Origin of the sequence: Achromobacter sp. GD03932, from assembly GCF_029839485.1 — a bacterium.
Taxonomy (GTDB): Bacteria; Pseudomonadota; Gammaproteobacteria; order Burkholderiales; family Burkholderiaceae_B; genus Achromobacter; species Achromobacter bronchisepticus_A.
In genome coordinates, this window is sequence record NZ_JAOCAT010000001.1 from 199,439 (window position 1) to 213,916 (window position 14,478).

12 protein-coding genes and 1 tRNA gene are annotated in these 14,478 nt (G+C 67.9%); 1 reads left to right on the plus strand and 12 read right to left on the minus strand.

Features of this window, described 5'->3' with window-relative positions:
• Positions 1-18: 18 nt before the first annotated feature.
• The 7 genes from N5C88_RS00925 to N5C88_RS00955 all read right to left on the minus strand — a co-directional run bounded on the left by N5C88_RS00925 (position 19) and on the right by N5C88_RS00955 (position 9,547).
• Positions 19-1,746: an ABC transporter ATP-binding protein gene (locus N5C88_RS00925; protein WP_280014483.1), complete on the minus strand. Its 1,728-nt coding sequence runs from the start codon at positions 1,744-1,746 to the stop codon at positions 19-21.
• A 7-nt stretch (positions 1,747-1,753) separates the two neighbouring features.
• Complete coding sequence (locus tag N5C88_RS00930) at positions 1,754-2,680, minus strand: ABC transporter permease (RefSeq protein ID WP_059376724.1); 927 nt, start codon at positions 2,678-2,680, stop codon at positions 1,754-1,756.
• Between the two features lie 10 nt (positions 2,681-2,690).
• Positions 2,691-3,662: an ABC transporter permease gene (locus N5C88_RS00935; RefSeq protein ID WP_059376727.1), complete on the minus strand. Its 972-nt coding sequence runs from the start codon at positions 3,660-3,662 to the stop codon at positions 2,691-2,693.
• Between the two features lie 117 nt (positions 3,663-3,779).
• Positions 3,780-5,387: an ABC transporter substrate-binding protein gene (locus tag N5C88_RS00940; protein ID WP_059376729.1), complete on the minus strand. Its 1,608-nt coding sequence runs from the start codon at positions 5,385-5,387 to the stop codon at positions 3,780-3,782.
• 356 nt (positions 5,388-5,743) lie between these two features.
• Positions 5,744-7,132, minus strand: coding sequence for a GTPase/DUF3482 domain-containing protein (locus N5C88_RS00945; RefSeq protein WP_280014484.1), 1,389 nt, complete (start codon positions 7,130-7,132; stop codon positions 5,744-5,746).
• A complete protein-coding gene (locus tag N5C88_RS00950; RefSeq protein WP_280014531.1) occupies positions 7,125-8,567 on the minus strand; it encodes a DUF2868 domain-containing protein in 1,443 nt (480 codons plus the stop codon). The genes N5C88_RS00945 and N5C88_RS00950 overlap by 8 nt, the downstream gene beginning before the upstream one ends.
• 89 nt (positions 8,568-8,656) lie before the next feature.
• Positions 8,657-9,547, minus strand: a complete 891-nt coding sequence (locus tag N5C88_RS00955; protein WP_280014485.1) for an AraC family transcriptional regulator — start codon at positions 9,545-9,547, stop codon at positions 8,657-8,659.
• Between the two features lie 155 nt (positions 9,548-9,702).
• Between N5C88_RS00955 and N5C88_RS00960 the strand changes: the two genes are divergently transcribed.
• Entirely contained in the window at positions 9,703-10,596 is an 894-nt protein-coding gene (locus N5C88_RS00960) for an EamA family transporter (protein WP_280014486.1), read from the plus strand.
• A gap of 25 nt (positions 10,597-10,621) precedes the next feature.
• Here N5C88_RS00960 and N5C88_RS00965 read toward each other — a convergent pair whose 3' ends face one another.
• The 5 genes from N5C88_RS00965 to N5C88_RS00985 all read right to left on the minus strand — a co-directional run bounded on the left by N5C88_RS00965 (position 10,622) and on the right by N5C88_RS00985 (position 14,418).
• Positions 10,622-11,818 carry an aminotransferase class V-fold PLP-dependent enzyme gene (locus N5C88_RS00965; RefSeq protein ID WP_059376736.1) on the minus strand — a complete coding sequence of 399 codons (1,197 nt, stop codon included), beginning with the start codon at positions 11,816-11,818 and terminating at the stop codon, positions 10,622-10,624.
• Positions 11,819-11,835: 17 nt separating this feature from the next.
• Positions 11,836-12,309, minus strand: coding sequence for a RidA family protein (locus tag N5C88_RS00970; RefSeq protein WP_054455544.1), 474 nt, complete (start codon positions 12,307-12,309; stop codon positions 11,836-11,838).
• A 97-nt stretch (positions 12,310-12,406) separates the two neighbouring features.
• On the minus strand, positions 12,407-13,321 hold the full coding sequence (gcvA, locus tag N5C88_RS00975; protein ID WP_280014487.1) for a transcriptional regulator GcvA: 915 nt from the start codon (positions 13,319-13,321) through the stop codon (positions 12,407-12,409).
• A 134-nt stretch (positions 13,322-13,455) separates the two neighbouring features.
• A tRNA-Asn gene (locus tag N5C88_RS00980) sits at positions 13,456-13,531 on the minus strand.
• Between the two features lie 65 nt (positions 13,532-13,596).
• Complete coding sequence (locus N5C88_RS00985; protein ID WP_280014488.1) at positions 13,597-14,418, minus strand: IclR family transcriptional regulator C-terminal domain-containing protein; 822 nt, start codon at positions 14,416-14,418, stop codon at positions 13,597-13,599.
• Positions 14,419-14,478 lie beyond the last annotated feature (60 nt).

Consider the following 14,478-nt stretch of genomic DNA (forward strand, 5'->3'; position numbering starts at 1 on the left):
TCCGGGTTGCGCCTGGCGCTACCTCGCCACGTCCAGCCCCTCGCGGGACATGGATTGCAGGCGGGGCATGAGGCCAAGCAGGTGTTGGCTGTAGGGATGCTGCGGACGTTCGAAGAGGTCTTCGGTGTTGGCCACTTCCAGCAGTTCGCCATAGCGCATCACGCCCACGCGGTCGCACATCTGGCGGATCACCGGCAGGTCGTGGCTGATGAACAGCATGGTCAGCCCGAGTTCTTCCTGCAGGTCCTTCAGCAGGTTCAGGATCTGCGCCTGGATGGACACGTCCAATGCCGAGGTCGGTTCGTCGCAGATCAGGAAACGCGGTCGCGTGGCCAGCGCGCGCGCGATGCAGATGCGCTGGCGTTGGCCGCCCGAGAACTCGTGCGGAAAACGCTCGGCGGCGCGATCGGCCAGGCCCACCACGTCCAGCAGGTCGGCCACGATGCGGCGCGTTTCCGCTTCGCTGGCCGCCAGCTTGTGGAAGCGGATCGGCTCGGCCACGATGTCCAGTACCCGCATGCGCGGATTGAGCGAAGAGAACGGATCCTGGAAGATCATCTGGATCTGCCGCCGGAATGGGTTCAGCTGTTTCTCGCCCTTGAGCGCGGTCAGGTCCGTGCCACCGAAATTGACCGAGCCTTCGCTCGGCGTGTAGAGGCCGGAGATCAGCCGCGCCACCGTGGACTTGCCGGAACCGGACTCGCCCACCAGGCCGAAGACCTCGCCCTCGCCGATGGAGAAATTGACGCGTTTGACGGCGTCCAGCGTGCGCTGGTTGCGCTTGAGCAGGGCGTTCTTCAATACGAAACGCATGCTCAGGTCGTTGACCTGCACCAGCGGGCCGCCGGTGCGCGCGCCGAAGTCGCGGCGCTGGCCCAGCCAGTGCGTGGCCAGGTCCAGCGGCTGCGCCGGTTTCTTCACGTCCTCGATGTAAGTCACCAGCGGGAAGCGCCGCAGCTTGATGTCGGGACGCGGCACGGCCGAGATCAGGCTGCGCGTGTAGGGATGGTCGGGGTCGCCCAGGATCTTGGATGTGGGGCCTTGTTCCACCAGCTTGCCGTGGTACAGCACCGCCACGCGGTCCGTCACGTCCGCGATCACGCCCATGTCGTGCGTGATGATGATCATGCCCACCTGCTCTTCACGGCACAGCTTCTTGAGCAGTTCCAGGATCTGCGCCTGGATCGACACGTCGAGCGCGGTGGTGGGTTCGTCGGCGATGATGACTTCGGGCTCGCAGCACAGCGCCAGCGCGATCACCACGCGTTGCCGCATGCCGCCGGAGAACTGGTGCGGGTATTGCTTGACGCGCAGTTCCGGCTTGTCGATGCCGACCTGCGCCAACAACTGCACCGCGCGCTTCTGCGCTTCGGCGTGCGACAGGTTCAGGTGTACCTGCATGGTCTCGACCAGCTGGCTTTCCACCGTCTGCAGCGGGTCCAGCGAGGTCAGCGGATCCTGGAAGATCATGCCGATGCGGCGGCCGCGCACCTTGCGCTGTTGCGCCGGGTTCAGCGTGTCGATGCGTTCGCCGTTCAGCAGCACGGATCCGCCCGCCAGGCGGCCAGGAGCCTCCAGCAGGCCGATCACGGCGTTGCCGATGGTGGACTTGCCGGCGCCGGATTCACCTACCACGCCCAGGATCTCGCCTTTTTCCAAGGAAAGCGAGACGCCGTCCACGGCTACCAGCGTGCCGCGGCGGCTGGGGAATTCGATGCGGATATCGTCGATGTTCAACAGGGCCATGGCGTCCTCAGCGCAGCTTGGGGTTGAGCGCGTCGCGCAGCCAGTCGCCCAGCAGGTTGACCGACAGCACCAGCGCCACCAGCGCGATGCCGGGGAAGATGGAGATCCACCACATGCCCGAGAACAGGTAGCTGTTGCCGATGCGGATCAGCGTACCCAGCGATGGCGCCGTGGGTGGCACGCCCACGCCCAGGAAGGACAGCGTGGCTTCGGTGATGATGGCGATGGCCAGGTGGATGGTGGCGATGACCAGCACCGGTCCCATCACGTTGGGCAGGATGTGGCGGCGCAGGATGGTGAAGGGGCCGATGCCGATGAGGCGCGCCGCCTGCACGTATTCCTTGTTGCGTTCCACCAGCGTGGAGCCGCGCACGGTGCGCGCGTATTGCACCCAGCCGGAGATGCCGATGGCGAAGATCAGCACGTAGAGCGCGAGCTGGTCGTGCATGTCGCGCGGCAGGAGGCCGCGCGCCACGCCGTCGATCAGCAGCGCCACCAGGATGGCGGGAAACGAGAGCTGCACGTCGGCGATGCGCATGATGAAGCTGTCGATGCGGCCGCCGGCGTAGCCGCTGATAAGGCCCAGCGTCACGCCCAGCACCATCGAGAACAGCACCGAGGCGAAGCCCACCAGCAGCGACACGCGCGAGCCATACAGCACCGCCGACAGGATGTCGCGGCCCTGGTCGTCGGTGCCCAGCAGGAAATCGGGACTGCCGCCCTCTTCCCAGGCCGGCGGCGTATTGGCGTCCATGATGCTCAGGGACGCCAGGTCAAAGGGGTTGTGCGGCGCGACCACGGGGGCGAACAGCGCGCCCAGCAGGATGGCCAGCGTGACGATCGCGGCGATGATGGCGCCGGGCGAACGCTTGAAGCTGTGCCAGAGGTCGCTGTCGGCGGCGCGGGCGAAGAAGGGAGCGATGCGAGCAATCATGATGAGTCCTTTACTTGCTCTGCACGCGCAGACGCGGGTCCACGGCGAAGTACAGCAGGTCCACGACCAGGTTGATGACCACGAACATGAAGGCGATCAGTACCAGATAGGCCGCCATGACGGGGATGTCCACCATGCTGATGGCCTGGATGAACAGCAGGCCCATGCCCGGCCACTGGAACACGGTTTCCGTGATGATGGCGAAGGCGATGATGGAGCCGAGCTGCAGGCCCGTGATGGTGATGACGGGCACCATGGTGTTCTTCAGCGCATGGCGGAAATTGATCAGCCGTTCCGGCAGGCCGCGGGCGCGCGCGAACTTGATGAAGTCGGCGCGCAGCACTTCCAGCATCTCGGCGCGCACCAGCCGCATGATCAGGGTCATCTGGAACAGCGCCAGCGTGATGGCCGGCATGATCAGCGCCAGCCAGCCTGATTTGGTCAGAAAGCCGGTGGTCCACCATCCCAGGCTGACCACGTCGCCGCGCCCGAAGCTGGGCAGCCATCGCAGCTGCACGCCGAAGAACAGGATGAGCAGGATGCCGATGAGGAAGGTGGGCAGCGAGATGCCGGCCAGCGAGATCGCCATGAAGGCCTTGGACAGCACGCCGTGGCGCTTGAGCGCGGTGTAGATGCCCATGGGTATGCCCAGGGCCAGCGCCATTACGGCAGATACGAAGGACAGTTCCAGCGTGGCCGGCATGCGCTCTTCGAGCAGTTCGCTGACGGGTCGGCGATGGCGGTACGACATGCCGAAGTCGCCGCGCACGGCGTTGGCCACGAAGTGCGCGTACTGCACCACGAAGGGATCGTCCAGGCCCAGCTGTTCACGCAGTTCCGCGCGTTGTTCAGGGGTGGTGTCCTGGCCCACCATGCTGGCTATCGGGTCGCCCACATAGCGGAACATGGCGAACGCGATCAGCGCCACCGTCAACATCACCAGCACCGACTGGATAAGCCGTTGCGCAATAAAGGAAAGCATTATCGGGAGCCCTCGGATTCAGATGACGCCGGGCCGCGTTTCCCTCGGATAGTGGGAGCCGGGGCTGGGCCGGGCGCGCCCGGGCGGCATGCGCCGCCCGGGGTTCGCGTCGCCGGTTTACGGCAGGACGACGTCGCGCAGGTCGAGCACGTCGTCGGCGCGCTGAATGACCTTGATGTTGTCCTTCACGCCCCAGGACATGGGCTGCTGGTGCAGCGGCAGGTAGCCATAGTCGTTGCGCACGATCTCGAAGGCTTCCTTGATCATGGCGTTGCGCTTGGCCTGGTCGGTTTCGACGCCGATCTTGTCGGTGAGTTCGTCGACCTTCTTGTTGCAATAGCCGCCCAGGTTGAACTGGCCCGCCGCGGTCTTGGCATTGCGGCACGAGGTCAGGTTCAGCAGCGTGTTGTGCGCGTCGGTGGAGCTGGGCGTCCAGCCCAGCATGTACATGCTGGTCTGATTGCCGGCCTGCAGCAGGATCTTGCCGAAGTACTTCGACTTGGTCTGCGCCAGCAGGTTGATCTTGATGCCCACGCGCGCCAGCATGCCGGCGACGGCCTGGCAGACCTTCTCGTCGTTGACGTAGCGGTCGTTCGGGCAGTCCATGGTGACCGTGAAGCCCTTGGGATAGCCGGCCTCGGCCAGCAGCTTCTTGGCGCGTTCGGGATCCGGCTTGTACGGCGCGCCGAAGGAATCGTCATAGCCGTTGATGGCGGTGGCGATGAGCGAGCCCAGCGGCTTGGCCGCGCCGCGCATGATCTTCTCGTTGATGGCCTTGGTGTCCACGGCCAGCACCACGGCTTCGCGTACCTTCGGATCCTTGAAGGGGTTCTTGCCCTTCACGTCCGAGAACAGCAGCTCGTCGCGGTCCTGGTCCATGCCGATGAAGATGGCGCGCGCTTCGGGCGCGGTCAGCGGCTTGACGCCCTTGGCGTCTTCAAGCCGTTTCCAGTCCTGCACGGGCACCGGCTGCACCAGGTCCATTTCGCCGGAGATCAGCGCGGCCACGCGCGTCGCTTCCTGCGTGATGGGCTGGAAGATGACCTCGTCGACGTTGGTCTTGATGTTCTTGTTCCAGTAGCCGTCGTAGCGCTTGAGCACGGTCTTCACGTCGGGCTGGCGCGAGGCCAGCATGAAGGGGCCGGTGCCGTTGGCGTTGAGGTTGGCGTAGTTGCCCTGGTTGTCGCCCTTGACGTTGGTGGCTTCGGTGGTCTTGTTCTTTTCCGACCACGACTTGCTCATGATGTACAGGAACACCCATTCGCGCGGCAGGATCGGGTTGGGCGTGGGCGTGGTGACTTCGATGGTGTAGTCATCCACCTTCTTGATGTCGGAGGCCTTGGCGCCGTAGCCCTTCATGTCGGAACCCGGGGTCAGGCTGCGCTTCCAGGAGAAGATGACGTCGTCCGCCGTGAACGGTGAACCGTCATGGAATTTCACGCCCTTGCGCAGCTTGAACACCCACTTCGTGGGTTCGGGGTTTTCCCAGCTTTCCGCCAGCAGCGGAGTCAGTTTCAGATTGCCGTCGTAGCCGGCAAGCGTTTCGTAGATGTTGCCCTGGAAGCCCAGCGTGAACGTTTCGTTCAGGGCCATCGGATCCATGGACGTCGCATCGCCTTGGTAGGACCAGTGAAAGGTCTTGGCGGCCGCGCCGGCGCTGAATGCCAGCGATGCGGCGATGGCAGCGGCGAGCGCAGCTTGCTTCAGGTGGGGAAAAGTACGCATAGCCCTCATGCTCCGTGTGGTGCGCGGATAGCGCGACAGAAGTGACAGGGCCCCGGCCCCATGGGGATCCGGGGCATGGCGTTGCTGCTTACGACGAAAAACGGATTGGGGTCTGGCGGGACGCAGCGCGAGCTGCGTGCGCGCCGGTGATGGCGCTGCCGGGTATCACTGCGTAGGACTTCGACTTCACGATAGACCCAACCCCTTGTGATTATCATGACGGGGACGGACCCGCATCGATGTAGGACGAATCTTATAGACGCATTCGTTTAAGCGTCAATCGGTTTGGATTGGGGTTAGTACTTGCTTGCCGGCGGCGTGGAATGGTGCGTTCGGCAAGGCTGGCGGCTGTGGGCTCAGGCGCCGGGCGGCGGCGCGTCGGCAAGGGTTTTCGCCAATTCGCGCACCACGCGCTTGCGGCGGTCGCTGTCTTCGTAGTGCTCGCCCAGGGCCGACCATTCGGGTCGGCTGCGGGCCTCTTTCAGCGCTTCGGGCAAGGGCCCTTTGCGCCAGGCTTTGTCCTCCGGATGGTCTAGTCTCAATGGCTCGCGCGCGGCATGGCCGCGGCGCTCCAGCGCTTCGATCAGTTGCCGCTGCCGCAGGGCCAAAAGACGCATCACCGCGTCGTCGACGCTGATCTCGCGCCAGCCGCGCAGCTTGCCCGCCACGCGCTTGCCCAGCTTCTCGACGCCTTGCCACAGGCCGCCAGCGGCGGCGCCGATCAGCATGCCGGTGCCCAGGCTCAAGCCCGCGCTGAACAGATCCACCGCCGCGCCGGCCATGGCGCCCGCTGCGGCGCCCATGCCCACCTGCACGCCCATGTCCTTCAAGGCCTGGGGATGGAACAGGTCCATGCCCCAGCGTTCGCCTTGCAAGGGCAGCGCATCATCGGTGAAGTCGGCCGCGCGGAAGTTGTAGAGCGCCAGCAGGGCGTTGACGCAGGTCTGCTCGCGCTGGCGCACCTGATCGCGCAGCTTGCCCGAGGCGGCCGCGAGCGCTGCCTCGTCGCTGGCGCTGGAGACGTGCAAGGCCGCTACGTCGATCAGCAGGTCGGCCAGCAGTTCGTAGGCGGCGCCGCGGCGCGCGCGGCGCTGCTCGGCCAGGTTGGCGGACAGCCGGGCCAGTGCCGCAGCGTGGCGGTCCAGCAGCACGCCGAGCTTGGCGTAGAGCTGCTGTTCGCCATCCAGCGGCGGCGCGACGGTGTCGAATTCCACGACCGCGTGCAGGCCCAGCCGGGCCATGGCGGCGCGCCATTCGTCGGCGCGATGCGCGGGCGCGTTGACGAAGTTCAGCACCGGCAGCAGAGGACGGCCGCAAGCGGCCAGGATGGCGAGTTCGTCGCGGTGCTTGCCCAGCACCGGATCGCGCGCGTCGATGACGTACAGCGCGGCGTCGCAGTCCAGCATCTTGGCCAGTACGCGGGCTTCCTGCTCGTAGCGGCCATGCGCCTCGGGCGTGTCGAGGAAGCGGCGGATGCGCGCCGGCCCGTCCAGGCGTTCTTGCGGGCCGTCGAGCGTTTCCAGGTATTCCAACAGCGAGATGCTGTCTTCCATGCCCGGCGTGTCGAACCATTCCAATACGGCCCGCCCTTCCAGCCGCAGGCGCGCGCCTTCGACGTGGCGCGTGGTGCCGGGGCTGTCGGCGACTTCGCCGAAGGTGGTGTCGCGCGTCAGCGTGCGCAGCAGCGAGGTCTTGCCGGTGTTGGTATGGCCGACCAGCGCGATCTTGATGAGATCCTCAGCCATGGCCGGACTCCAGCCACGCAAGCGGGGCCAGGGGCGCCTGCAGCACGGCGTCGGCGGGCAGGCCCAGCGCCAGCAGGCGTTCGCGCCATAGAGAGGCGCGGGTGGCGGGAGCTTCGGCGTCCGCGCGCGGCGTGACCAGCCATACGCGCGTCTGTTCCGCGTGCGCGGCCAGTTCGGCGATCAGCGACAGCGTGCCTCGGTCCGGCGTCTGGCGCGCATCGCAGGCGATCAGCATGCGCGTGGCGGCCTGGCCGGCGAGCGCGTCCAGCACGCGGTTGCGCTCTTCGCGGGTATCCAGGTTGCCGGCCTGCTGGACGCCCGCGGGCATGTCGGCGGGCGGCCAGGCCAGGTCCGGCGGCAGCTCCAGTCCCAGCAGCACTGGCTGGCCGCCCAGGCCCGCGAGCGGCGGCGCACCGACGCGCGGCTCGTGCAGGGGATCGACGGGGCGGTCTATGCCGGTGGACAGGGCGGGCGGCTCCAGGCGGTCGCGCAGGGCGGAGAAGCCGGGCAGTGAGGGATCGATGCGCAGGCGGCGCAAGGTGCGTAGCGATCCCGCCACGCACAGGACGCCGGCCAGCAGGCGGGGCAGGATGCCGTAGACCACCAGCACGCCGATCAGCCAGAGCGACCACTGCGCCTGCGCCTCGGCGGGCAAGGCCTGTGCGCCATCGCTGGCGCGGATCATGGCCGCATCCGGCATGGGAAAGCCCAGCTGGGCTGGCAGCCAGCCGATCGCCTGCGTCAGGCTCACGAAGGTGTCGGGCGCCAGCAAGGTGGTGGCCCAGATGAAGCGGTAGCTGGCGGTGGACAACACGGCCAGCAGCACCGCCAGCGCTGCGCACAGAGCCGTCAGCCACAGCAGGTGGCTGACGCTGCCGAAGAGCCAGCGCAAGGCGCCCGCGCGGGCCAGCAGGTTGAGGAAAGCCTGGGGTACCAGCGCGCTGTCGGGGCCGCGGGCCAGCTTGCGCGTGGCCCAGAGCCAGAGACGTCCCAGTCCCGTGACGGAGGACGCCCGCAGCAGGAAGCTGGCCAGCCACAGCAGGAAGGTGAGCGCATGCAGGCCCAGCAAGGCGCCCAGCGCCCACAGCACGTTGACCGGCCGGGAGCCGTCTCCCAGCGCGCCCAGCGCGGCGCCGGCGCCGGACATCGCGGCCAGCAGGAACAACGCGGCCAACATGGCGAGCGCGCTACGGCGCCATTTGTCGACCAGGGGGATGAGATTCTCGCGCTGCGCCAGCAACGCGGCGCGGGCGAGGATGCGCGTGGGCAGATCGGCGTCCTGCTGCCGCACGCGGCGCACCGCGGCAGCGTCTTCCAAGGGCCCCCAATGCGCTTCGCGCAGGCGTATCAGCTCCGCCAGCCAGTGCGCGCGCACGGGGCCGGCGCCAAGGGGGTCAGGCGTGGGGGTGGAATCGCGAGAGGTCGTAGACGGCATCGCGTCGGGCGGCGGTACGGTCAGGCCCTGGGGGCGGTGGACCATTGTAGACCGGGCGGGACGGGAAACGGGGCCGCAGCCCCCACGCGTCAGTGGCTGGCGCGGGCGCTGCGGTACTGTCCGGGCGTGACGCCGACGGTGTCGCGGAAGACCCGCGCCAGATGGCTGGCGTTGCCGAAGCCGCAGGCCTGGGCAATGCCGGCCAGGTCGCCCTTGCCGGCCGCCAGCAGCTTGCGCGCATGTGCCAGCCGCCGCGCCCGCACCCAGGCGTGCGGCGGCTCGCCGAAAGAGGTGTGGAACATGCGGGCGAAGTGGTAGGTGGAGAGCGCCGCCACGCCCGCGAGTTCGTCCAGCGTCAGCGGCTCGGCCAGGTGCGCGTCCACGTAGTCCATGATGCGCCGGCGCACGACGGGCGCGAGGCCGCCGCGCAGCGTTGCCGCGGGCTTGCGCGCCACACCCTGGTTCAGCAGATGGTGCAGGACTGTTTCGGCGGCGCTGCTGGCGGCCAGCCGGTCGGCTGGCTGGTTCCAGTCGGTTTCCAGCAGCTGCCGGCAGACGTCGATCAGCGAGTCGTCGTGGATGTAGGTGCGGTCGCGCAGTTCCAGTGTGCGGGGCTCGCAGTCCAGCCGCATGACGGCTTCGCGGGCCAGGCGTTCCGGAGCGATGTACAGGTGCAGGAACTGCACGCTGTCGTTCATGCACCAGCGCGAATAGTGCTCCGAGGGCAGCACGCAGAACTTGCCGGCGCCGCCGTGCAGCCGGTCCGGGCCCAGGCGGAACGACTTGTCGCCGCCGCGCAGATAGAGCGACAGGGTGTGATGGCCCGGGTTGTCGTAGCCCATGGTTTCGTGGGCGCTGCGCGACCATTGCGAAATGGCGATGCCATCGCCCAGCGCGGCGGCGCGCCCCAGCGTTGCGGTGGAACTCGCCAGGGTGCGGAAGACGGAGAAATCGGCCGGGGCCGAGGCGACGGTAGCCATATGGGTGGAATGCTACTGCGATCCCGCGCGCGACGCGTGCGCGCGCGAAAGAAAACCGCAAGAACCGGCAATTCTTGCGGGCCGGGGAGGCGCAAACTTGGTTTCCCGACGGTCTTGCGGACCACCCTTCCGCGTCCCTGTTTCAGCATCGCATCGTGAACCTCTTCCTGTATTTCCTCACTGTCGTCATCTGGGGCACCACCTGGATCGCCATCAAGCTGCAGCTGGGCGTGGTGGCCATTCCCGTCTCCATCTTCTACCGGTTTGCGCTGGCGGGCCTGGTGCTGTTCGCGGCCCTGGCCCTGACCCGCAAGCTGCAGAAAATGGACCGGCGCGGCCACTGGCTTTGCGTGGGCCAGGGGCTGTGCCTGTTCTGCCTGAACTTCCTGTGCTTCTACACGGCGACCCAATGGATTCCCAGCGGCCTGGTGTCGGTGGTGTTTTCGGCGGCGACGCTGTGGAACGCGCTGAATGCCCGCCTGTGGTTCGGCACCCGCGTCGCGCCGCGCGTGATGGCGGCCGGCGCGCTGGGCTTTTCCGGCCTGGTGCTGTTGTTCTGGCCCGAATTGGCGGGGCAGGAGGCCAGCCATGAAACCTTGCTGGGCCTGGGCTTTGCCCTGTTGGGCACGTTCTGCTTTTCGACGGGCAACATGCTGTCGTCGCTGCAGCAGCGCGCCGGCATCCGGCCCTTGACCGGCAATGCCTACAGCATGCTTTATGGCGCAGCCATCCTGCTGGCGGGGTGCCTGGCGGCGGGTCTGCCATTCGACTTCGATACCTCGCCTTCCTACGTCGGCGCCCTGCTCTATCTGGCGATTCCGGGCTCCGTGATCGGCTTCACCGCCTATCTGACGCTGGTGGGCCGCATGGGCCCGGCGCGGGCCGCCTACTGCACGGTGCTGTTCCCGGTTGTGGCCCTGAGCGTGTCCACCTTTGCCGAAGGGTATCAATGGACGGCGCCGGCCCTGCTGGGCCTGGCGCTGGTGATGCTGGGCAACCTGCTGGTCTTCACCAAGTGGACGCCGTTCGCGCGGGGCGCGGCGGCTTGAGCTTGGCCCAGGGCCGGGCAAAGCCCTAGCGGGTCAGCGCGCGCAGCCCTTCCAGCAGGCGATCGATTTCCGCGTCGTTGGTCAGATAGCTGACCGAGGCGCGCGCGATCTGGGTCAGGCCGCGCGCCTGCATGTCCAGCGGCGTGTAGGACACGCCGTTGCTGCCGATGGTGATGCCCTGCGCGGCCATGGCGCGCTGCACGGATACCGCGTCCTGGCCGGCCAGGTCGAAGGACACCAGGCCCGAGCGTTCGCGGCCCTGGTCCAGCACCGTGATGCCGGGGATGGCTGCCAGTTCGGTCCGCAGGGCCTGGGCCGTGGCGGCGATGCGCGCGCGGATGGCTGGCAGGCCGATGTCCAGGGCTTCCTGCAAGGCGTTGGCCAGGCCGCAGCGCAGCGCTAGCGAGGCCTCCGCCGATTCCAGGCGCGCGGCGTCCTGGCGCAGTACGGGTTCGCCATCGGCGCCCAGGGGCGCGGAATGGGTGTCGACAAAGGCGGGCGTGAGCTGGTCCAGGAAGTCGCGCCGCACATATAGCAGGCCGGTGCCGCGCGGGCCGCGCAATGCCTTGCGTCCCGCCCCGCTCAACACATCGCAGCCGATCTGCGCCACGTCCACGGGCAACTGGCCGACGGCTTGCGCCGCGTCCACGAAGTACGGGATGCCGTGACGGCGCGCCACGCTGCCGATGGCGGCGGCCGGATTGATCAGGCCACCGTTGGCGGGCAGCCAGGTCAGCGCGATCAAGCGCACCCGCTCATCGAGCATGGCCTCCAGCGCCTGCGGATCGACGCAGCCGCTGTCGTCCGAGGGGATGGTTTCCAGCGTGGCGCCAGCACGCTGCGCCTTGAGCCGCATGGCGGCCAGGTTGCCGCCCCATTCGTGGCGGCCCACCAGGATGCGGTCGCCGGCGCGCCACGGCGCCATCGCCGCGAAGGCCGCGCCCCAGCCGGGCGAATTGCCGCCGGTCAGCGCGATCTCGGCCGCGTCCGCGTTGAGCAGCCGGGCCGCCAGCGTGCGAGCCTGCTCGATCAGCTCCCGCGACCGCACACCCGCTTCCATAGGCCCTTGCGTGGCTTCGCGTTGCAGGTGGGCGTGGATGGCGTGCAGCGTGGCGGCCGAGGGCAGCGACGCGCCGGCGTGATTGAAATGGACGGTGGTGTGCGCGCCTGGAGTCTGGGCGCGCAACGCCTCCACGGCGCTGGGAGTCAAGGGGGCGGACATGGCGGCTCCGGCGGGGATCAGGCTTGCGTGAGCGCGATAACGGCTTCGATTTCCACCGCCACGCCCTGGGGCAGGGACGCCACGCCGACGGCGCTGCGCGCATGGCGGCCGGCGTCGCCGAACACTTCGACCATCAGGTCGGAGGCGCCGTTGGCGATGGCGCTCTGGCGGTTGAAATCCGGCGTGCTGGCCACGAACACGCCCAGGCGCACGACGCGCGCCACGCGGTCCAGCTTGTCGCCGGTGGCGGCGGCGATCTGCGACAGCAGGCCCAGCGCCGACAAGCGCGCCGCTGCCACGCCATCGGCGTCAGAAACCTGGTCGCCCAGGCGGCCCAGATAGGCGGCCTTGCCGTCCTTGCGGGAGATCTGGCCCGAGATATACAGCAGGTTGCCTTCCTGCACGAAGGGCACGTAGTTGGCGGCGGGAGCGGCGGCGGCTTCGAGGGTCAGGCCAAGTTCGGCCACGCGGCCGGAGATCGAGCGGGTCATGAGGGACTCCTGAATAGGGAAACTAAGGGCAAGCCTCATGCTATCGGCCGCTGCGGACCCTGACCAATCAATTTTCGCGCAGTACACATGAGTAAAACTAATGTGTATCGTCTTGCTCCGCGGCTACCTGCGCCAGCCACGCGTGGAAGCGCTGCGCCGCGTCGCCAAGCGCGCCGCGCGGCGTCACGAACCACCAGCCGATACGGGGAGCTTCGAGCGCGGCGTCAGGCAGGGCCTCCACCAGCGCGCCGCTGGCGAGCTGGGCGGCGATAAGGCGGTGGCGGCCCATCGCCATGCCTTGCCCCGCCAGCGCCGCTTCCACAACGATGTTGTAGTCATGCAGACGCACGGGCCGCACGCCGCCCAGGTCCACGCCATGATGCCGGGCCCAGGCGTCCCATTCGAAGGGATGGCGGGCATGCGAGGCCAGCAACGGAAAGCGCAGCAGATCCTGCGGCGTGCGCGGGCGTTTCCTGCCCGCGATCAGCGCGGGCGCGCAGACCACCGACAGCCGCTCCGCCATGATCAACCGCGCCCGCACGCCGGGCCACACGCCGCGCCCGTAGCGGATGGCGACGTCGACCTCGCCGCCCGCGACGTCCGCCAAACCGATGTCGGGCTGCAATTGGAGATCGATGTCGGGATGAGCGGCGGCAAACGCCGCCAGGCGCGGCGCCAGCCAGCGCGTGGCGAACGAGGCCAGCAGCCCGACGCGCAGCGTCTGCCGCACAGTCTCGGGCGCACGGATCTCGTCGGTACCCTGGCGCAGCAGTTCGAAGGCCGCGTGCACGCGCTCGTAATAGGCCTGACCCGCCGCGGTCAGCGCCACGGCGCGGGTGAGCCGCTCGAACAGCGCCACGCCCAGCTCGGCTTCCAACCGTTGGATATGGTGGCTGATGGCGCTTTGCGTCACGAAGAGTTCCTGCGCGGCCAGCGAAAAGCTCATGCGCCGCGCGGCCGCTTCAAAGGCGCGCAGGGAAACCAGGGCAGGCAGGGATCGCGCGGAACGCATGGAGGCAGGCGATGTGGTGATGAGGGAATGCGCATCATCGTACGCCGCGCGCGGCCCGGCAAACAGGCCGCTTGCGCCGCGTCCAAATGCAAAAGGCCCGCAACAAGTTGCGGGCCCTTCAGTACTGCATTCTTTGGCTCCCCGAGCTGGGCTCGAACCAGCGACCTGCGGATTAACAGTCCGTCGCTCTACCGACTGAGCTATCGGGGAACAGGTAGAGGGGGCGAATTATGCACAAAAAAACGGAAGAATGCAAAACGGCCCCGCGCGCGGGTTCAGGCGCTCTGGATTGCCTGCGCCGTGCGGAACAGCTGGGGCACGATGTCGCGCACCAGGCGGTCGGTGGAATAGTCGTGGCGCGGCGCGCTGACGCTGATGGCGGCCAGCGGCATGGCGCGGGCATCGCGCAGCAGCACGGCCGCGCCCACCTGATTCTGCAGGACCTGGTCTTCGGTCAGGGCGTAGCCCTCATCCCGGGCTTGCCGGACCAGCGCCAGCAACGCTTCGGGATCGATCACGGTGCGAGGGGTGAAGGCGCGCGGGGGCGAACGCAGAAGCGCCTGTCGCACGGCTTCGTCGTCCAGCTGCGCTAGCAGCATGCGTCCCGCGCTATTGCACCATGCCGGCATGCGGCGTCCCGGCAGCATTTCCGCCAGGGTCATTTGGCGGCTGGGCAGGCGCAACAGATAGATCATGTCGCTGCCCGCCAGCACGCTCATATGCACCGCCAACCCGCAACGATCCCGCAGCGCGACCAGGTGCGGCGCGGCCATGGATACAAGCCGGTCGCTGCGCAGGAAAAAGTAGCCGAGCTCCACCACGCGCGGCCCTAGGCGGTAGCGTCGCGAGGCGGCTTCCTTGACCAGATAGCCCAAGCGTTCCCAGGTATGCACGAAGCGTTGCGCGGCGCTCTTGCCCAGGCCGGTCACCGTGGCGATGTCGGTCAGGCCCAGCGAGTCGCCGGCATCGCGGAATGCTTCCAGCACCCGGACGCCTTTTTCCAGCGATGCGACGTACAGCGGATCGTCGGCGGCCGCCGGCTCCGGCGGCAACGTTGCCGGTGCGATATCGAGAGGGGATGGCTGGCGCTTTTTCATGGAGGTTTCTCGAGTGCGGGACAGGCGGCGATGGCAGCCGGGGGCTGGGCAGGCGCTAGT

Bases quoted from the DNA above. Each gene is read 5' to 3' on its own strand.
- N5C88_RS00935 (WP_059376727.1), bottom strand. From the start codon at position 3,662: ATGCTTTCCTTTATTGCGCAACGGCTTATCCAGTCGGTGCTGGTGATG.
- N5C88_RS00945 (WP_280014484.1), bottom strand. From the start codon at position 7,132: ATGGCTGAGGATCTCATCAAGATCGCGCTGGTCGGCCATACCAACACC.
- N5C88_RS00930 (WP_059376724.1), bottom strand. From the start codon at position 2,680: ATGATTGCTCGCATCGCTCCCTTCTTCGCCCGCGCCGCCGACAGCGAC.
- N5C88_RS00925 (WP_280014483.1), bottom strand. From the start codon at position 1,746: ATGGCCCTGTTGAACATCGACGATATCCGCATCGAATTCCCCAGCCGC.
- N5C88_RS00965 (WP_059376736.1), bottom strand. From the start codon at position 11,818: ATGTCCGCCCCCTTGACTCCCAGCGCCGTGGAGGCGTTGCGCGCCCAG.
- N5C88_RS00955 (WP_280014485.1), bottom strand. From the start codon at position 9,547: ATGGCTACCGTCGCCTCGGCCCCGGCCGATTTCTCCGTCTTCCGCACC.
- N5C88_RS00970 (WP_054455544.1), bottom strand. From the start codon at position 12,309: ATGACCCGCTCGATCTCCGGCCGCGTGGCCGAACTTGGCCTGACCCTC.
- N5C88_RS00940 (WP_059376729.1), bottom strand. From the start codon at position 5,387: ATGCGTACTTTTCCCCACCTGAAGCAAGCTGCGCTCGCCGCTGCCATC.
- N5C88_RS00985 (WP_280014488.1), bottom strand. From the start codon at position 14,418: ATGAAAAAGCGCCAGCCATCCCCTCTCGATATCGCACCGGCAACGTTG.
- gcvA (WP_280014487.1), bottom strand. From the start codon at position 13,321: ATGCGTTCCGCGCGATCCCTGCCTGCCCTGGTTTCCCTGCGCGCCTTT.
- N5C88_RS00950 (WP_280014531.1), bottom strand. From the start codon at position 8,567: ATGCCGTCTACGACCTCTCGCGATTCCACCCCCACGCCTGACCCCCTT.